Raw genomic sequence first — 17022 nt, 5'->3', positions numbered from 1 at the left:
GCCAGAAAAGTCAGGGCAACCCCGTCGTCGTCCGGCCGCATTCATAGGGGTGAGGGCATCCGCCGGAGGTGCCACTGACGTTCGGGGTTCGGGCAGTGCGCACAGGACTGGTGATCGCGGTGACCGTCTTCGTGCTGGCCGTCGCGGCTCTCGCTCTCGCCGCGCTCACCCTCGTGGACGTCGACCGGCCTCCCGAGCAGCGGCCGACCGTGATCAGGACCGACGACATGAAGACCCGATGACGCCGGGCTGGGAGGCGGAGTTCGCGCTGCTCTACGACCGGCGCCAGGAGCCGATGCGCTTCACGGCGTTCCTGTTGTGCGGTAATTGGCACGAGGCCGAGGACGTGGTGCAGGCGGCGTTCCTGAAGCTGTACCTGGTGGGGCCGAAGCTCGCCGACCACAGCGGGATCGAGGGATATCTCCAGCAGATCGTGGTGCGGACGTTCCTCGCCGAACGCCGCAAGGTGCGGTGGCGCCGGGAGAAGCTCACCGACGCGCCGCCGGAGAGCCTGTTCACCGCGCCGGACGCGGAGGACGGGCTGGTGGTGTGGGACGCGCTGGCGAAGATGCCCGCGCGCCAACGCGCTGTGCTGGTGTTGCGCTACTGGAACGACATGAGCATCGACGACGTCGCCGCCGCGCTCGGCTGTTCGACGGGCACCGTGAAGTCGCAGAGCAGCAAGGGGTTGCAGACGTTGCGGCACCGGCTCGGTCCGGGGTTCGGGCACTCACGGCTGGAGGTGTGATGGAGCACGAGGACACGCTGCGCGCCACTTTCCGCACCCTGCAAGGGGAAGCGGTGCCGCCGGACCCCCACGGCGCCGCGGGTGTGATCCGGCGCGGCCGGGCGGTGCGGTCCCGCCGGCGCACCGCCGCCGTGGTGGGCACCGCGGTCGCCACGGCCGCCGTCGCCGCACTGGCCCTGGCGCTGCTGCCCGGACCTCCGACCACACCCGAGCCGGGTGCGCCGTCGAGGCCGGCCGAGACGACCACCGGGGTGCTCACCACCCCAACGGACTTGCCTCCTTCACGAACCGCGCCGTAGCCCGCGGACCCTTGAACACGTGCACGGTGACGTCCGCGGCGGAGACGGCCTTCAGCAGGCCTGGCCGGTGCCGGCGGCGCCACGACCAGACCCAGCGCCAGAAGTCGAGGTTCTCGCGCGAGCGCAGCAGGGCCTGCCAGGCGCAGCGCGGGAACGAGTAGTCGAGCAGGATCACCGTGTCCGCGCGGCGCAGGCGGACGTCGAGCGCGTCGTACGGGCCGAGGTCGCCGTCCATGACCCACTCGTCGGCGGCGGCCAGTTCGCCCTGGACGACCTCCCACAGCTCGAGCGGCGTCGCCTCCAGGTTCGGGCCCCAGAAGTGCTTGTCCAGCTCGACCACGGGCAGGCCGGTCGCCGCACCCAGCGCCCTGGCCAGAGTCGACTTGCCCGCCCCTCCCCGGCCGAGGATCACGACGCGCTTCATCGCGCCGCCTGCCGCCGCGGTGACACGGCCCGGTCCTCCACGCCGGTCGCGACGCACGCGCGTTCCGCCGCCGACTCCGCACCCTCGCGCAGCACCGATTCGCCGGACCGCTGGAGGCAGAAGGCCTGCGAGGGCAGCACCTCCTCAGCGAGCAGCGCGGCGTAGTGCGCCGCAGCGTCGGACATTCGTTCCCCCGGAATCACTTCATCAGATAGGTGCCCTTGTCGAGCACCGCTTCCAGCGCCGCCCCGTCCTTCGCCGTGAACCTGCCGTGCGCCAGGGGAACCCCGACGGCCCCGGCCAGCACCACCAGCTTCACGTCGACCAACGCCTCGATCGCCGTGCGCAGGTCCTCCGCCGCACGACGAGCCGACGCCACCGCGCTGACGTACAACACCAGGGCCACCACGACGGAAGGCCACCACAACACGCCGACCAGCAGGTAGCCAAAAGCCCACGACGCACGTAGAGACGCTGCCGTGTAACGGTCCCACGCCAGCTGCGTCATCGCGCGTTCGTCCGAACTGGACAGATGCCACAGCCGGGGCCACACCCGGATCAACGCCACCCCGTACTGCGCGGCGACCCGTTGCTCTGCCAGCCGAAGCGCGTCCCCGACCCTGGTGGCGCGGGCGGGCAGGTACCTCTCCGGCACGTCGTACCCGGCGGGCGCGGCGGCACGAGCCCGCCGAACCCGGCGGCGCAGCAACGGACGCAACACGAACGACGCCACCCGGCCGTTGCCGGTCCACATCCGCGCGACGAACCTGCTCAGCTCGGCGGCGAGGCCGGCGCACGCGGTCGCGACCACGGCACCACCCGCCGCGAGCAACGCCAGCTGCCCGTTCTGCTTCGGCACCGCGAGCTCGCCGAGGCGGCGGACGATCGCGGTCACGTCGAGCGCGCCCACCGGCTGCACCCACCACGCGAACGCCAGCACGACGGTGAACAGCACGCCCGGCAACGCGAGCAGGTTGATCCAGCGCTCGGCCAGCTTGGTGCCCAGCCCGGACAGCAGTTTGTCCACTACGGGTCCAGCCGGTGGGTGGACGGCGTCATCGGGCGGTCGTCGAGGTGGCACCACGGCTCGGACGCGTCGGCGCCGCGGCCCCTGTCGGGGCAGGCGTGGCGCGGGCACGCGAACCGCTGGCCGATGGGCGCCGGGTCCCACAGCGCCTGCAGGCCTGCCGCGCCGTCACCGCGGTCGGTGCCGAAGTCGTCGAGCATCAGGTTGTGCATGGCCTCGCGGGCGGGTCGTCCGTCCTTGACGGCCTCGACCTCGGCCTCCAGCTCACGCCGCCAGCCCAGCCGGTCGGCTCGCGCGCGCAACGCCGGAAGCCGGTCGCAGAACCACGCGACGGCCAGCGCGGCCTCGGCCGGGCGCGGCGGCGGTTCGGGTTCCTGCCTGCCACGGCGGAAGAACGACGGCATCTCCCCACTCCCCTCGGTGGATCACCGTATCAAGGTCCGATGTGCACGAACGGGGCCCAGCGTGCGGGGTCCTGCGGGGCACGGGAACGCAGCGCGCGTTGGGCCGCGTGCAACGCCAGCGCGGGCGAACTTCCGGCGAGCAGGTGCGTGTAGAACTCGTCGGCGACGACCGGGCCGTCCTCGCTGCGCATGTGCCACAACGTGCCGACGACGTGCGAGAACCCGTGCAGGTGCAGGGCGGCGGCCGGGTGCAGCGCCTCGTCGAGGTTCGCCGAGTCCGGGACGGCCGTGACGCACGCGGACAGGAACGCCACCTCGTTCGCGCCCGTCTCCATCCCGGCGAGCTCGTCCAGGCCGAGGCTTCCGTCGTGCAGCACGAGGCCGTTCATGTCGCCGTGGCACGCGAAGTGCGCCCACGTGCTGCCGGGCAACGCGGCCTTGACGGCGGCGACGGTGGCCGTGCCCTCCGCGAGCCGAACGGCACCGGCCACCCGTGCGGCGAGCAACGAGGCCTCCTCGTCGGCGTGCGGCAGAGGCGCCCACGAAGTACCCGGCGGCGTCTCCTCCAAAGACGTGATCAGCATCGACGGCTCCGCGACGGGCCGGTGAGCGCGGCGCGCGTCCAGCAGCGACCACAGGCTCGGCGTGTACGACGAGACGACGCGGTCCAGCACGGAGTCCTCGTCGCGGCCCGCCACGTGCAACGGCACCGGTGTCAGCGCGCCGGTCGGGCACCACCAGATCCGCCGGTCCTGCCCCAGGTGCGGCTCGACGGCGTCCAGCACGGGCGCGGCGACGGCGTCCCACAGCCGGGGCGCGATGACGCGGGCGTTCATCCGCCGGGTCGGGGCGTCGAGCAACCCTTCGGCCCACGCCCGCGCGTCGTCCTCGGTGAGGTCCGGCAGCGGCACGTGCACGGGAGCGCCGTCCGCCAACACGATGATCGCGTCGCACCGCTCGGCGCTGGCGTTGACCAGCACGACGGGGCCGTCCGCGGCCGCCTCGCGCAGGTCGGCGAACCGGATCTCGTGCCCGAACGCCCGCCGCTGCGCCAGCTCGTCCCACTCGCGGGCCAGCTCCGCTCTGGTCACGGCCTGCCGGTGCCCGGCGAGCAGGTCGTCGTCCGCTCCGGCGTCGTGTCCGGGCTGTTGCAGGGCCGCGCTGATCTCGGCGATGCGCGGCTCGTCGCCGGTCGTGGTCCGCAGCTCCCGCACCTGAGCCCAGATGACGGTCCGGCTGAGCTCCAGCAGTTCGACGGCCCGTTCGACGCGGCCGGCGGTGAGCGCGAGGGTGGCGACGGTGGCGGGCGCGAGCCGTGACTGGTTCAGCACGGCCTGCCGGTCCGCCCGGCTCAGGCCGAGCGACGCCGCCCGGACCACGATCCGCAGCACCTGCTCGAAGTGCGCCAGCGCGCCGTCCGAGTCGCCGCTCTCCAACGCGCGGATGCCCCGCATCGCCGTCGCGAAGTGGACGAGCTGCCACGGCGGGGCGGGCAGCGCGTCCACCCGTTCGAGCGCGTCGAGCAGGTCCGGTGACTCGAAGTCGCCCAGGTGCCCCAGGGCGTTGAGGCGGTGGTCGAGGACGTCCGACCGGTCCTCGCCGGGCTCGGCGAGCCACCGTCCGGTGAGCCCGACGACCTCGTGCAGGTCCGCCGGGTCCTGGTCGCGTTCGTAGCGGACGACGAGCGCGCCGGCGAGCCGCATCTCCTCCGGCTCGCCGATCTCGCGCAGCAGCGTGATCGCCTCGTCCAGGTCGGTCGGCATCAGCAGGATCGCGCGCATCAGTCGGGCCTCGTCCGGGGTCGCCTGCGCGGCCTTCTCCATCAACACTTGCGCGCGGGCGGTGTCGGCGGGCGTGTCGCGCAGGACCAGGGCGTGCGCGAGCGTCAACGCGATCTTGGCGCGCTGAGCCTTGCGGACGGTGAAGTGCGGCCGCCTGTGCAGTCCTTCGAGGAGCCGGATCGCGACGTCGAGGTGTGCCCCCGCGTCCGTCCGAACGTGGGCCGTCACCAGCGTTTCAGCGAACTGGTAGCGCGCGTCGACGTCGTCGAGCATCGGGGACAGCACGTGGCTCCAGGACCGTTCCTCCAGGCCCGGCAGCGTCGCCATGGTGCGCAGCATCGCGTCGTCGAGCGGTTCGCCGTCGTCCAGCTTCGCGAGCTGGGTGCGCGCGAGCACGGTCATGGTGAGCTGGCTGCGGTAGGGGTACTGGACGAACTCGCGTTCGAGCCGGGCCACCTCGGCCTGCACACCGGGTTCGGCCGCCCTGCCCGCGTTGATCATCCGCCGCACGGCCATCAACCGGAGCAGGCGCGGGAACAGGTCGAACAACCACGGTGCCGCCACCACGAGGAACACCCCGGCGACGAGCATCGCCCCGCCGATCGTCACCGTCACCGGGATGTCGGTGAAGAACCCGATCTCCAGGTACCGGGAGAGCGAGATGTCCGCACCGGCCGTGTGGATCCAGTACGGGACGAACACGCAGCACGGCACCATCAGGAACATGAGGGCGGTGGCGAGGCCCAGGCCGAGCGGCCGGTCCCGCAGCGCGCGCCAGCCGATCCCGATGTCGCGCAGGTGTCCCCGGACCATGGAGATCGTGAACGCGGCGAGCACCAGCATCAGCGCGGGGAACGTGAAGATCGTGATCGGCCCCGGTGCCAGCACCCGCTGACTGCGCCCGGTCCCGGGGTCGTAGACGTAGCCGGTGTTGCCGAAGACGCTGTCCGGCGGCAGGTACGCGAGGGTGTAGCGCCGCCAGCCGACCCACGCTCCCCACGCCACCAGGGCGAGGACGACGGCGGCGATCGCGGCGAAGCGCGCCCTGTTCCCCATGCGGCCCAGCTTGGCAGATCATGAAACCGCGAGTCCGCGAAACGCGTTCGTCAGAGCAGATGCGTGCCCGCCGCGACCACCCGCTCGACCAGTGCGGCGGTCTCCGCGCTGGTGAGGCCGCCGCTGTCGAGCACACAACGCTCCAACTCGCCCAGATCGGCGAACGCCTTGTGCATGCCCGTGATCGCCTCGACGTCCGTCAACTCGGCACCACCACGAGCAGTACCGCGCGCAACGGTCGTCTCCAACGAAGGACGCAGCACGACGTACGTGACCGGAAGATCCAGCGCACGGAACGGAGCAAGGAACCACGGACCGAGAATGCCGTCCACCACCACGTCGTAACCGCCACGCGCATAAGTAGCCACCGCGCCCGCGATCACGTCGATCACCACCTCGTTCTGCCGTTGCGCCTCAGGCAGGAACGGCAGCACGAAACCAGTGCGGATCGCGCGGTAGAACTCGTCGGTCACCAGGTGCACGGTCGGCCGCGCCGCATCAGCGGCCAACAGCCCGGCGACCGTGGTCTTGCCCGCGCCGGGTGGGCCCGTCAGCAGCAGCACGGACAAGCGATCAGTCCTTGCGGCCGACCGCCGCGCGGCCCGTGAAGCGCTCCGGGTTGCCGTCGACGTCCTCCGGCGCGACCGGACGCCACTCCGGGAAGTACACGACGCCCGGCTCGACGATGTCGAAGCCGTCGAACAGGGCCGTCACCTGGTCCTTGGTGCGCATGGTCATCGGCGTGGCGGTGCGGCGGTACAGGTCCTGGTGCGAGTCCGCCTGGCCCGGCTGGCCGTCCTGGCTCGCGTGCGACAGGACCAGGTAGCTGCCGGACGCCATCACCTCGCGGTACTTCGCGATGATCGCGGCCGGGTCGTCCTCGTCCGGGACGAAGTGCAGCACCGCGACCATCATCACGGCGACGGGCTCGTCGAAGTTCAGCAACGCGCGCACGCCGGGGCTGTTCAGCACCTCGTCGGGGCGGCGCAGGTCGGCCTGGACCACGGCGGCCAGGTCGTTGCCGCGCAGGATGTTCTCGCTGTACGCGGCGGCCACCGGGTCGTTGTCCACGTAGACGACGCGCGCGTCGGGGGCCAGCGACTGGGCCACCTCGTGCACGTTGCCCACGGTCGGGATGCCGGAGCCCAGGTCGAGGAACTGGCGGATGCCGTTGTCGACGCAGTAGCCGACCGCCCGGCGCAGGAACGCGCGGTTGGCCTGCATGATCTGTGGCAGGTCCGGCCAGAGGCCGATCGCTCGTTCGGCCATCTCGCGGTCCACCGCGAAGTTGTGCGCGCCGCCCAGGTAGTAGTCGTACACCCGTGCCGCGCTCGGCCGGCTCAGGTCCACGCCGCCGGTCTCCGCAGTGCCGTCCGTCATGCCGCTCCCCCAGAAGATCGAAGCCGTGACGGGCACGCTACCCCACGGATCCGCTCCGATCGGCCGTAGAGCCGACACGTGTGCAGGAGTCCAATGGACGACATGCGCACACGAGTCGTGGTGTCGTTGCTGGGACTGGTGCTCTTCGCCGGAGCGCCGCCCGCGCTGGCCGACCGGGGCGTGCCCGGTGACCAGCCGTTGCCCGGTTACACGGTCAACAACCCGCCGCTCACCCCCGAAGTGGTGAACGGGCAGCCGACCAGGGTGCTCCAGGGCATCCACGAGCACTCCGCGTACATCGTGGAGGTGCCCGCCAAGTGGAACGGCAAGCTCGCCATGTGGGCACACGGCTACCGCGGCACCGGCACCGTGCTCACCGTCGACCCACCCGCGTACGGCCTGCGCACACGTGTGCTCAGCCAGGGCTACGCGTGGGCCGCGTCCTCCTACTACGGCAACGGCTACGACGTGCGCGCCGGTGTGCTCGCCACGCACGACCTCGCCAAGCACTTCGGCAAGCTCGTCGCCAAGCCGAAGCAGGTGCTCATCGCGGGCGTGTCGATGGGCGGCCACGTCATCGGCCGGTCGCTGGAGCAGTTCCCCGGCTTCTACGACGGTGCGCTGCCCATGTGCGGCGTGCTCGGCGACCACGAGCTGTTCGACTTCTTCCTCGACTACCAGCTCACCGCGCAGGCGCTCACCAGGACTCGCGCCTACCCGATTCCCGCCGACTACCTCACCGCCGTGGTCCCGGCCATGCAGCAGAAGCTCGGCACGACGACCCTCGTCCCCGGCGGCCCGGACACCGTGACACCCCAGGGCGCCCAGTTCCGCGCTTCGGTCATCGACCGCAGCGGTGGCCCGCGCCCCGGCGCCACCCCCGCGTTCGCGTACTGGAAGGACTTCCTGTTCGGCCTGGCCAGTCCGGCCAACGACGCCGCGCCGCTCGCGTTCGACCCGTCCCGCCTGGCCACCAACCTCTTCACCCGCTATCAGCCGGCCGAACTCAACCGCACCGTCCAGCGGGTCGCACCGCGCGACTGGCGCTCCCGCCTCACGCCGTCGCTGACCGAGATCCCGAAGATCACCGGCAGGCCGGGTGTCCCGGTGGTCTCGCTGCACGGCCTGGGCGACCTCTTCGTGCCGTTCTCGATGGAACAGGCCTACCGCGACGACGTGGCCCGCAACGGCCAGTCGAAGTGGCTGGTGCAACGGGCGATCCGCACGGTCGACCACTGCGAGTTCTCGCCGGCGGAGGCGGGCACGGCCTGGGACGACCTCGTGGCGTGGACCGACCGGGGCAGGAAACCGGCAGGTGACGCGATCGGCTCGCCCTCGGCGGACACCTTCGGCTGCCGGTTCTCCGACCGCGCCGCCTACACCGGCCCTGGTACGCGCAGGCTGTTCACTGCCTGCCCGTGACGAGCGCGTGCCCCGTCCGCCGATGCGCACGGGGCACGCGTCGCCCACACGAGTGATCTTCCGCCCGCCAAGGCACTCCAGCCGCCTCCAGCACGTCTCTAGAGCCATGAGACGATCGCATTCCGCGCTCGCGGCAACGTCGGCCATCACCGGCTCGCTCGTGGCCGTCGGCGTGAACCTGGCGACCGGCCGCCCTGCCCCAGCGATCATCGTCGGAACGACGGTCCTGGTCGTCTGCTTCGCGGCCCTGGAAGCATGGCGCGCCCGCTCCCCGCAAGCTGCCGACAGCGGTGTGAAAGTACGCCAGAGCGCTGACCACGTGAACGGCAAGATGATCGGTTACCGAGGCGGCCCCACCTCGGGCTCGGTCGACATCCACCAGGACGTCAAACGAGCTGGATCAGGCTCCGAGATCATCGGCTACGACGGCAATGTCACCGCTTGAGGCACAGCAGGAGTTCGTAGGCCGCGAGTGGGCTTTCCACCGTGTGCACGAGTGGGCCACCAGCGACTCGCCCTGCCTGGTGATCACGGGAAGTCCCGGTGCTGGAAAGTCCGCCTTCGCTGAGCGCCTGAACGCCATTGCACACGGCAAGATCAACGCACCCGCGGGCTGCTCCCGGCTCGCCCTGCACGCCGCACACTGGTGCAGCCACCACGACGTGGAGAGCATCAGCCCGGTCCAGGTGATCGCAGAACTGGCCGACCAACTCGCGAAGAGAATTCCTGACTACGCAGAGGCGCTGGTGCGCGCTGGCCATGCCACCGCCCCCATCACGTTCAGCCAGAACATCGGCAAGGCCGATTCCGGCGCCAAGATCTACCTGTTCAAGCACCTCACGCTGGAGGAACCCGACCCGCGCGAGGCGTGGAACCGTGCGATCCGCCGCCCCTTCCAAGACCTGGAACAGCAGGGCAAGCTCAGCGACGTCGTGATCCTGATCGACGGGCTGGACGAGGCCGTCGAGGGCAATCCGGGCTACCACCTCGCCCACCTGCTCAGTGACGAGAGCCTCATCCCGGCACCGCGTCTGCGCCTGGTGGTCACCACCCGCCCCGGTCAGGCAGCGGACCACCTCCGCGACCTGAACCCGTGCCGGTTCGACCTCACCGCTGACCAGCCTCGGGGTGAGAACGACATCGAGAAATACGCACGACTGTCGCTCGGTGGGAACGCACAGCAGGCATCGCACATCGCGGCCAGCAGCCACGGCAGCTTCCTCTACGCGGTCCACGCCGTCGCCGAATTCCTCTCCTCCGGCACCGTGACAACCTGGGACCTCCCCGTCGGACTGGCGGAGCTCTACCGGGCATTCCTCAAGCGCCACATCGGCCGAAGACCGGCGCCGTGGCGGGAGGCTTACCGCCCGGTACTCGGCGCGATCGCCGAGGCCCAAGGAGATGGTCTGACCCGAGTGCAGCTCATCGCGGTTGTGGGCGCCATGCTTCCCCAACAGCCAACGGTCGACGACGTCGTCGATGACGTCCTTGTCGATTGCTACGCACACCTGCACGGCGACCTGCCCGAGGGACCCTTCCGCATCGGGCACCGCTCGTTCCGGGAATACCTGCGAACGCGGGGCGAACACCACATCTATCCCGCGAAAGCCCACAACGCGATCGTCACGGCCTTCGCCGCAGAAGTCGCCGACGGCTGGCTCGGGGCCAGCGCCTACACGCGGAATCACCTGCTGGTGCACGCGCTCGCCGTGGGCCGGTGCGACGAGTTCCTGCAGGACCTCACGTGTCTTCTGCACGCGAGCACCTACTCGCTTCAGCGCGCGCTCAGCCGGACTCCGTCCGAAATCTCCAAGAACGCCGCTGCAATCTGCGGGCCTGAGCTGTGGACCTTGCCGGAAGGGCTAACCGAACGTCGGGTCGTGCTCCATCTGGAAGCCGTGACCACAGGCAGGGAGGACATCGCCCAAGAACTGCTCGCCGACGTACCTCCGCACACGCTCTCCCACGCGCTGCGCTGGGCAGGCCGCAACGCCACGTCCGACTCCACCACGGGTGCGGCTTGGGTGATGCACGAAGGCCGCCCCCACATCGTCACGGGTGGAGCTGACGAACTCGTGCTCCGCGACCTGGTGACGGGAGAGATCGCGGTCCGGCGCAAAGTCCGCGGCGGCGCCGGCAGGATCGCCATGCTGCCGCCGGACCTCGTGGCCACAGTCATCGATCGCAATCGTGTCGTGGTCCTGGACGGGAACCTGGAAATAAGGCAGGAGTTCCTGGCGCATGAGGGATACACCGCGAGCCTCAGCGTCGGAGCCGAAAAGGGGCGCACCTTCCTGCTCACGATCGGCAGCGACAATCCGTCTCGTCAGAGGTCGTCCAAAGGCGACTGCAGCTACCGCGTCTGGGACATCTCCGACGGATCCGGGGCCGATTTGGTGGATTCGCAGGACCTCGAACAGGTCACGTTCTCCCTGTCCTGCAGTCAGGTCGACGGAGAGCTCGTCGCCGCTTATCGGCGCTGGGGGAGCCTGCAACTGCGGGCAGTCGCGTCCGGACGGGCTCTCAGCGACCGGATCCGAAGCAGCGACGACTACGACCCGGTGAACCTCGTCGACACATCGTTGGCGGTGGTCGCGGGCCCTTACGAGACCACCATCTTCTCCCTGCCGGAGTGCTGGCCCGTCTTCGCCACTGATGCCACCCTCAACGACACGAGCGCCCTTCTTCTTCACAGCGGCGAACACGGCCTTGTGCTTCTCACAGCAGGTATCGACGGTGTGCTCCGCGTCTTCGTCCCACCTAACCCCACGCCCCGTCAGAAGTTCTACTTCGACTCCTACGTGCGCGGCCTCGCCCTGGGTCCGTCCGGCGAGCTCATCGTCACCACGGGGCACCGGGTGGCTGTCTTCGACCTGCGAGCCTGGTTGGCGTACTTGTAGTGGTGCCGCTGACCGGGTTCTCGGTCGACGGCACCACATCCCCTTCCCATCCAGGTCACGCCGCTCAAACCCGTGGGCAGGCCTTCTGACGAGTGAGGTGCTGGGCGTAGGCGCGCGGCGTGAGGAACGCCGGCAGGTCCTCGCCCAGCGCCGCGTCGGTGAACAACGCGCGCACGGCCTCGCCGTGGGTGAGGCCGATCAGCTCCTCCTCCAGGATCTTCTCGACCAGCTCGCGGGTGAACAGGCCCTGCCGCAGCCACTGCCACACCTGGCAGCGGGAGATCTCGGCGGTGGCGGCGTCCTCCATCAGCCCGAAGAGCGCGACCGCGCCGGTGCCGCCGAGCCACGCGTCGAGGTAGCGCACGGCCACCGCGATGTTGTTGCGCAGCCCCGGTTCCGTGACCTCGTCGCCCGCCGTGTCGAACGCGAGCAGGTCGGCGGCGCTGACCTCCACGTCCTCGCGGAGCCGGCCCAGCTGGTTCGGCCAGCCGCCCAGGACCTCGTCGAACGCGTCGCGGCAGACGGGGACCAGCGCCGGGTGGGCGACCCAGGAACCGTCGAAGCCGTCGGCGGCCTCGCGTTCCTTGTCCTGCTTGACCTTCTCGAACGCGGCGGCGTTCAGAGCCGCGTCCTTGCTGGGGATCGCGGCCGCCATGCCACCGATGGCGTGCGCGCCGCGCCGGTGGCAGGTGCGCACCAGCAGTTCGGTGTAGGCGCGCATGAACGGGACGGTCATGGTGAGCCGCGCGCGGTCCGGGAACGACTGGTCGTGGAACGTCTTGATGATGCTGAACAGGTAGTCCCAGCGGCCCGCGTTGAGGCCCGCGCAGTGTTCGCGCAGCTCGAACAGGATCTCGTCCATCTCGAACGCCGCGGTGATCGTCTCGATCAGCACGGTGGCGCGGATCGTGCCGCGCGGGATGCCGAGGATCTCCTGCGCCAGCACGAAGACGTCGTTCCACAGCCGGGCTTCGAGGTGGCTCTCCAGCTTCGGCAGGTAGAAGTACGGGCGGCTGCGGCCCGCGTGCACCAGGAACAGCGCGAAGTCGACGAACGCGGCTGCGACCGGCCGCCCGTCGGCCACCACGTGCTTCTCGACCAGGTGCCAGCCGCGCGGGCGGGCCACGATCGTCGCCGGGTCGTCGCCGACGGCGTAGCGCTTGCCGTTCTCGGTGAAGTCGAGCCTGCCCTCGACGGCGTCGAGGAGGTTCCGCTGGCCGCCGATGACGTTCTCCCACGTCGGGGAGGTGGCGTCCTCGAAGTCCGCGAGCCAGACCTTGGCGCCGGAGTTGAGGGCGTTGACGGTCATCTTGGGCGTGGGAGGGCCGGTGATCTCGACCCGGCGGTCCTCCAGGCCCGGCGCGTACCCCGCGACGGTCCAGTCGGCGTTGCGGATGTGCCGCGTGCCGTCGAGGAAGCCGAGCGGCTGACGTTCGTCGCGGCGCCGGCGGCGGGCGGCCAGCAGGTCGGAACGGCGGCCCGCGAAGGCCTGGTCGAGGCGGGCGATCAGGTCGAGCGCCTCGGGCGTGAGGATCGTCGGGTCGTGCGCGCCGACGACCTCGATGCGGTGGCTGAGCATCAGAACTGCTCCTCCTCGGTCGAGCCCTTCAGCGCGGTGGTGCCGCTGGCCGGGTTGATCGCGGTGCTGACCAGGTCGAAGTAGCCCGTGCCGACCTCGCGCTGGTGCCGGGTCGCGGTGTAGCCGTCCACTTCGGACGCGAACTCGCGCTCCTGCAGGTCCACGTACGCGGTCATGCCGGTCTCGGCGTAGCCCTGGGCGAGCGTGAACATCGAGTGGTTCAGCGCGTGGAAGCCGGCGAGCGTGATGAACTGGAACTTGTAGCCCATGTGCCCGAGCTCGCGCTGGAACTTCGCGATCGTGGCGTCGTCGAGGTGCTTGCGCCAGTTGAACGAGGGCGAGCAGTTGTACGCGAGCAGCTGGTCCGGGTACTCGGCCTTGATCGCCTCGGCGAACGCGCGGGCGACCTCCAGGTCCGGCTTCGAGGTCTCCATCCACAGCAGCTCGGCGTGCGGCGCGTAGGCCAGGCCGCGGGTGATGCACGGGTCGATGCCGTTGGTGACGCGGTAGAAGCCCTCGGCGGTGCGCTCCCCCGTGATGTACGGGCGGTCGCGCTCGTCGACGTCGCTGGTGATCAGTGTGGCGGCCTGCGCGTCGGTGCGGGCGACGATCACGGACGGCACGCCCGCGATGTCGGCGGCGAGCCTGGCCGCGTTCAACGTCCGGACGTGCTGCTCGGTCGGGATCAGCACCTTGCCGCCGAGGTGGCCGCACTTCTTCTCGGACGCGAGCTGGTCCTCCCAGTGCACGCCCGCCGCCCCGGCCGTGATCATGGCCTTCATCAGCTCGAACGCGTTGAGGTTGCCGCCGAAACCGGCCTCCGCGTCGGCGACGATCGGGGCGAGCCAGTCGACGCTGTGGTCGCCCTCGGAGTGGCTGATCTGGTCGGCGCGCAGCAGGGCGTTGTTGATGCGGCGGACGACCTGCGGCACCGAGTTGGCCGGGTAGAGCGACTGGTCCGGGTAGGTCTGGCCGGAGAGGTTCGCGTCGGCCGCGACCTGCCAGCCGGACAGGTAGATCGCCTTCAGCCCCGCCTTGATCTGCTGCACGGCCTGGTTGCCGGTCAGCGCGCCGAGGGCGTGGACGTAGTCCTCGGTGTTGATCAGCTCCCACAGCTTCTCGGCGCCGCGCCGGGCGAGCGTGTGCTCCTCGACGACCGTGCCGCGCAGCCGCAGCACGTCCTCCGCGCTGTAGGTGCGTTCGATGCCCTGCCACCGCGGGTCGGTGGACCACTGCCGCGCCAGCTCGTTCGCCTCGGTCATCGCGCATCTCCTTGCCAACAGCTCGTCGATCGGTTGCCGTTGACCGTAGGTCGGCGCTGGAATGCTGGTCGAGGGCCGCAATCAGCCAAGATCTGCCAAGTTTCCTCCACGATTTTGCGAACGTTGCCAATCGCCGGGTTCGCTATAGTTCGCAGCCGTGGACAAGACCTTTGCCGGACCACGGCTGCGGCAGCTCATCGCCGACCGCGCGCTGAGCCAGGTCGAGGTCGCGCGCCTGCTGGAGATCTCGCCCAGCTACCTCAACCAGCTGCTGCACAACGCCCGCCCGCTCACCGTGCCGGTGCTGCTCAAGATCACCGAGGCGTTCGGCGTCGACGCGACCTTCTTCGCCCACGACGACGTCACGCGCCTGGTCGCCGAGCTCCGCGAGGTCTTCTCCGACCTGGGCGTGGCCGTGCCGACCGAACTGGCGGACTCCTCCCCCGCTGCCGCACGGGCCGTCATCGCCCTGCACCGCCGCTACCGCGAGGCCTCCGAACAACTGGCCCTGCTCACCGGCGACCGCGACTCCCCGCAGGCCGTCACGATGCCGCACGAGGACGCCCGCGACTTCTTCTACGAACGCCAGAACTACATCGGTGTGCTGGACGAACCCGCCGAAAGCCTGGCCCTGGAATGCCGCCTGCGCCGCGGCGAGGTGCGTCAGGTCCTGACCGAACGCCTTGCCGCACACGGAATCCGCGTGGCCCACCTGGAAACGCAGGACGAACGCCACCGCTACGACCCGGACACCCGCGTGCTGCACCTCTCCGCCGGCCTGCGACCGGGCCAGCAGGCGTTCCGCATGGCCGTCCAGCTCGCCTACGCCGAACACGGCGACCTGCTCACCTCACTGGCCGCCGAGGTCCGCAACCCGCAGTCCCGCACCCTCACCAGAATCGGCCTGGCGAACTACTTCGCGGCCGCGTTCATCCTGCCGTACCAGGACTTCCTCGCCACCGCCGAACGCTTCCGCTACGACGTGGAACGCCTCACCGACCACTACGGCCTGGGCTTCGAGACCATCTGCCACCGCCTCTCCACCCTGCAACGCCCCCGATCGCGCGGCGTGCCGTTCTCCCTGATCCGCATCGACCGCGCCGGCAACATGTCGAAACGCCAGTCCGCCACCGGTTTCCACTTCTCCCGCACCGGCGGCACGTGTCCACTGTGGAACATCTACGAGGCCTTCAGCGCGCCGGGCCGGGTGCTGCGGCAGATCGCCGTGATGCCGGACGGCCGCGGCTACTTCTGGATCGCCCGCACCGTGACCCGCCGTCCCCACCGCTACGGCACGCCGACCAAGACCTACGCGGTGGGCCTCGGTTGCGAACTGCGCCACGCCTCCCGCCTCGTCTACTCGGCGGGCCTCGACCTCGACGACCACGAGGCGGCCGTCCCGATCGGCCCGGGCTGCAAGACCTGCCCGCGCGTGGGGTGCGCGCAGCGAGCGTTCCCCCAGGTGGGCCGAACGTTGTCGATCGATGAGAACCACAGCACGTTCACGCCCTATCCCGTGCGCGAGTGAGTAGACAGAGATCATGACCGCACGGATCACCGTGTGCCGCGGCTGCTGCTGCGGCACCGAGCGCAAGCACCCTGACGTCGACCACGACCGCCAGCTGGACCTGCTGCGCTCCCGCCTCGCCACCGTCAAGGTCGCCGACTGCCTGGACGCGTGCGAGGTGTCGAACGTGGTGGTCGTGCAGCCCAGCCCGTCCGCACGGGCCGCGGGCGCGAAACCCGTGTGGGTAGGCTCGATCCTGGACGACGAGGCGCTGCACGGCGTGGCGGACTGGGTGGACGCCGGCGGACCCGGCGTGGCCGCACCACCTTCGGCGATCGCGGACCTGATCGTCGCAACGCCGAAGTGACCGCGGCCGGCGAAGGAGACGGGCTGGGATGGCGGACGACCTGATGGCCAGGATCACGGCGACCGTGCAGCGCGGGCAAGCGGGTGAGCGAGACGCCGCCCGCGAGGAGCTCGAGTCGATGTGGGCCGAGGTCGAGCACGGCGGGGGCGACGACTTCCACCGCTGCGTGATCGCGCACTTCCTGGCGGATCTGCAGGCCGACCAACGCGATGAGCTGATGTGGGACGAACGCGCCCTCGCCGCGGTCCGGGGCGTGAGCGACGAGCGCGCCCAGCGGTTCGACCAGTCGTTGCAGGTTCGGGGGTTCATGCCGTCGCTGTACCTGAGTCTCGCCGACGACCACCGGCGACTCGGCGACGCGACCAGCGCCCGGGAGTTCCTCGAGAATGCACAGGCCACGTCCGACGCGCTGGGCCACGACCCTTACGGTGAGCTGGTCAAGGGCATCATGGGCAAGGTGAGGCGGGCGCTGGCCGAGGGCTCGACCGAGCCGCTACCGGACGACTGACGCCGATCCTCTAGCCCTGGCGGGCCCGCACCAAGAGCTTCGCGAACACCCCGACGCACACCAGGGCTCCCGCCAGGATCACCGGTGTCGAGGACCAGGTCACCCCCGCGATCACGACGAGCAGACCACCGAGGAACGAGGCGAGCACGCCGAGTGCCCGCAGCGCGCCACCGAACAGGAACGTGATCACCGAGGGTCTGGTCAGCTTGGCCGCGAGCTCGGGGTCCTCGTCGAGCAGGTGCTGCTCGATCTCCTCGAGCTCACGCCGTTCACGGTCTGCCAAAGCCATGGAAACGCCTCCGTTCCCGCCCATCGTGGCTCGGGTGACGGCGGCGTCCAATCCGTGCTGACCCCCAAA

General features: G+C 70.3%; 19 protein-coding genes. 9 read left to right on the top strand and 10 right to left on the bottom strand.

The window, feature by feature from the left end; all coding sequences use genetic code 11:
• The first annotated feature begins 95 nt into the window (after positions 1-95).
• The 3 genes from ACFWNN_RS00095 to ACFWNN_RS00085 are packed head-to-tail and all read left to right on the top strand — an operon-like array spanning position 96 to position 1047.
• On the top strand, positions 96-242 hold the full coding sequence (locus ACFWNN_RS00095) for a hypothetical protein (protein WP_382437585.1): 147 nt from the start codon (positions 96-98) through the stop codon (positions 240-242).
• Positions 239-748, top strand: a complete 510-nt coding sequence (locus ACFWNN_RS00090) for a SigE family RNA polymerase sigma factor (RefSeq protein WP_382437584.1) — start codon at positions 239-241, stop codon at positions 746-748. The genes ACFWNN_RS00095 and ACFWNN_RS00090 overlap by 4 nt, the downstream gene beginning before the upstream one ends.
• Complete coding sequence (locus ACFWNN_RS00085; RefSeq protein WP_382437583.1) at positions 748-1047, top strand: hypothetical protein; 300 nt, start codon at positions 748-750, stop codon at positions 1045-1047. Before ACFWNN_RS00090 ends, ACFWNN_RS00085 begins: the two co-directional genes overlap by 1 nt.
• Here ACFWNN_RS00085 and ACFWNN_RS00080 read toward each other — a convergent pair.
• The 7 genes from ACFWNN_RS00080 to ACFWNN_RS00050 are packed head-to-tail and all read right to left on the bottom strand — an operon-like array spanning position 1004 to position 7119.
• The gene (locus ACFWNN_RS00080) at positions 1004-1471 is read right to left on the bottom strand and encodes a DNA topology modulation protein FlaR (RefSeq protein ID WP_382437582.1); all 468 of its coding nucleotides are present in this window, start codon (positions 1469-1471) and stop codon (positions 1004-1006) included. The genes ACFWNN_RS00085 and ACFWNN_RS00080 overlap by 44 nt on opposite strands.
• Positions 1468-1656 carry a hypothetical protein gene (locus ACFWNN_RS00075; RefSeq protein WP_382437581.1) on the bottom strand — a complete coding sequence of 63 codons (189 nt, stop codon included), beginning with the start codon at positions 1654-1656 and terminating at the stop codon, positions 1468-1470. Before ACFWNN_RS00075 ends, ACFWNN_RS00080 begins: the two co-directional genes overlap by 4 nt.
• Positions 1657-1670: 14 nt before the next feature.
• Positions 1671-2498, bottom strand: coding sequence for a hypothetical protein (locus ACFWNN_RS00070; protein WP_382437580.1), 828 nt, complete (start codon positions 2496-2498; stop codon positions 1671-1673).
• On the bottom strand, positions 2498-2902 hold the full coding sequence (locus ACFWNN_RS00065; protein WP_382437579.1) for a hypothetical protein: 405 nt from the start codon (positions 2900-2902) through the stop codon (positions 2498-2500). Before ACFWNN_RS00065 ends, ACFWNN_RS00070 begins: the two co-directional genes overlap by 1 nt.
• Positions 2903-2931: 29 nt before the next feature.
• Positions 2932-5739 (bottom strand): CHAT domain-containing protein, encoded by a 2808-nt coding sequence (locus tag ACFWNN_RS00060; RefSeq protein WP_382437578.1) that lies wholly within the window; start codon positions 5737-5739, stop codon positions 2932-2934.
• 50 nt (positions 5740-5789) lie between these two features.
• Positions 5790-6302, bottom strand: coding sequence for an AAA family ATPase (locus tag ACFWNN_RS00055; protein ID WP_382438382.1), 513 nt, complete (start codon positions 6300-6302; stop codon positions 5790-5792).
• A gap of 10 nt (positions 6303-6312) precedes the next feature.
• Entirely contained in the window at positions 6313-7119 is an 807-nt protein-coding gene (locus tag ACFWNN_RS00050) for an SAM-dependent methyltransferase (RefSeq protein ID WP_382437577.1), read from the bottom strand.
• A gap of 102 nt (positions 7120-7221) precedes the next feature.
• Here ACFWNN_RS00050 and ACFWNN_RS00045 point away from each other — a divergent pair, with 102 nt between their 5' ends.
• The 3 genes from ACFWNN_RS00045 (at position 7222) to ACFWNN_RS00035 (ending at position 11441) form a co-directional block, all read left to right on the top strand.
• Positions 7222-8541: a hypothetical protein gene (locus ACFWNN_RS00045; RefSeq protein ID WP_382437576.1), complete on the top strand. Its 1320-nt coding sequence runs from the start codon at positions 7222-7224 to the stop codon at positions 8539-8541.
• 160 nt (positions 8542-8701) lie between these two features.
• Complete coding sequence (locus ACFWNN_RS00040) at positions 8702-8986, top strand: hypothetical protein (RefSeq protein ID WP_382437575.1); 285 nt, start codon at positions 8702-8704, stop codon at positions 8984-8986.
• Complete coding sequence (locus ACFWNN_RS00035) at positions 8973-11441, top strand: AAA family ATPase (RefSeq protein WP_382437574.1); 2469 nt, start codon at positions 8973-8975, stop codon at positions 11439-11441. Before ACFWNN_RS00040 ends, ACFWNN_RS00035 begins: the two co-directional genes overlap by 14 nt.
• A 64-nt stretch (positions 11442-11505) precedes the next feature.
• Here the strand turns inward: ACFWNN_RS00035 and aceB are convergent, their stop codons facing one another.
• Together aceB and aceA are read right to left on the bottom strand one after the other, a co-directional pair.
• Entirely contained in the window at positions 11506-13020 is a 1515-nt protein-coding gene (gene aceB / locus ACFWNN_RS00030; protein WP_382437573.1) for a malate synthase A, read from the bottom strand.
• Positions 13020-14282: an isocitrate lyase gene (gene aceA, locus ACFWNN_RS00025; RefSeq protein ID WP_382437572.1), complete on the bottom strand. Its 1263-nt coding sequence runs from the start codon at positions 14280-14282 to the stop codon at positions 13020-13022. The genes aceB and aceA overlap by 1 nt, the downstream gene beginning before the upstream one ends.
• 157 nt (positions 14283-14439) lie before the next feature.
• On the opposite strand from aceA, the gene ACFWNN_RS00020 reads away from it, so the two are divergent.
• Genes ACFWNN_RS00020 through ACFWNN_RS00010 form a run of 3 tightly spaced genes read left to right on the top strand, consistent with a single transcriptional unit; the run spans position 14440 to position 16664 of the window.
• Entirely contained in the window at positions 14440-15810 is a 1371-nt protein-coding gene (locus ACFWNN_RS00020) for a short-chain fatty acyl-CoA regulator family protein (RefSeq protein ID WP_382437571.1), read from the top strand.
• A 13-nt stretch (positions 15811-15823) separates the two neighbouring features.
• Positions 15824-16156 (top strand): hypothetical protein, encoded by a 333-nt coding sequence (locus tag ACFWNN_RS00015; RefSeq protein ID WP_382437570.1) that lies wholly within the window; start codon positions 15824-15826, stop codon positions 16154-16156.
• A 28-nt stretch (positions 16157-16184) separates the two neighbouring features.
• Positions 16185-16664, top strand: a complete 480-nt coding sequence (locus tag ACFWNN_RS00010) for a hypothetical protein (protein ID WP_382437569.1) — start codon at positions 16185-16187, stop codon at positions 16662-16664.
• Between the two features lie 10 nt (positions 16665-16674).
• Here ACFWNN_RS00010 and ACFWNN_RS00005 read toward each other — a convergent pair whose 3' ends face one another.
• Positions 16675-16953, bottom strand: a complete 279-nt coding sequence (locus tag ACFWNN_RS00005; RefSeq protein ID WP_382437568.1) for a DUF3040 domain-containing protein — start codon at positions 16951-16953, stop codon at positions 16675-16677.
• Positions 16954-17022 lie beyond the last annotated feature (69 nt).

Origin of the sequence: Lentzea sp. NPDC058450 (genome assembly GCF_042721395.1) — a bacterium.
Classification (GTDB): domain Bacteria; phylum Actinomycetota; class Actinomycetes; order Mycobacteriales; family Pseudonocardiaceae; genus Lentzea.
This window is presented reverse-complemented; position numbering and strand designations above follow the sequence as displayed.

What these genes read in the sequence shown, in the direction of transcription:
- ACFWNN_RS00080 (WP_382437582.1), bottom strand. Translation starts at nt 1,471, where the DNA reads ATGAAGCGCGTCGTGATCCTCGGCCGGGGAGGGGCGGGCAAGTCGACT.
- aceB (WP_382437573.1), bottom strand. Translation starts at nt 13,020, where the DNA reads ATGCTCAGCCACCGCATCGAGGTCGTCGGCGCGCACGACCCGACGATC.
- ACFWNN_RS00005 (WP_382437568.1), bottom strand. Translation starts at nt 16,953, where the DNA reads ATGGCTTTGGCAGACCGTGAACGGCGTGAGCTCGAGGAGATCGAGCAG.
- ACFWNN_RS00085 (WP_382437583.1), top strand. Translation starts at nt 748, where the DNA reads ATGGAGCACGAGGACACGCTGCGCGCCACTTTCCGCACCCTGCAAGGG.
- ACFWNN_RS00015 (WP_382437570.1), top strand. Translation starts at nt 15,824, where the DNA reads ATGACCGCACGGATCACCGTGTGCCGCGGCTGCTGCTGCGGCACCGAG.
- ACFWNN_RS00045 (WP_382437576.1), top strand. Translation starts at nt 7,222, where the DNA reads ATGCGCACACGAGTCGTGGTGTCGTTGCTGGGACTGGTGCTCTTCGCC.
- ACFWNN_RS00065 (WP_382437579.1), bottom strand. Translation starts at nt 2,902, where the DNA reads ATGCCGTCGTTCTTCCGCCGTGGCAGGCAGGAACCCGAACCGCCGCCG.
- aceA (WP_382437572.1), bottom strand. Translation starts at nt 14,282, where the DNA reads ATGACCGAGGCGAACGAGCTGGCGCGGCAGTGGTCCACCGACCCGCGG.
- ACFWNN_RS00090 (WP_382437584.1), top strand. Translation starts at nt 239, where the DNA reads ATGACGCCGGGCTGGGAGGCGGAGTTCGCGCTGCTCTACGACCGGCGC.
- ACFWNN_RS00075 (WP_382437581.1), bottom strand. Translation starts at nt 1,656, where the DNA reads ATGTCCGACGCTGCGGCGCACTACGCCGCGCTGCTCGCTGAGGAGGTG.
- ACFWNN_RS00050 (WP_382437577.1), bottom strand. Translation starts at nt 7,119, where the DNA reads ATGACGGACGGCACTGCGGAGACCGGCGGCGTGGACCTGAGCCGGCCG.
- ACFWNN_RS00060 (WP_382437578.1), bottom strand. Translation starts at nt 5,739, where the DNA reads ATGGGGAACAGGGCGCGCTTCGCCGCGATCGCCGCCGTCGTCCTCGCC.
- ACFWNN_RS00010 (WP_382437569.1), top strand. Translation starts at nt 16,185, where the DNA reads ATGGCGGACGACCTGATGGCCAGGATCACGGCGACCGTGCAGCGCGGG.
- ACFWNN_RS00035 (WP_382437574.1), top strand. Translation starts at nt 8,973, where the DNA reads ATGTCACCGCTTGAGGCACAGCAGGAGTTCGTAGGCCGCGAGTGGGCT.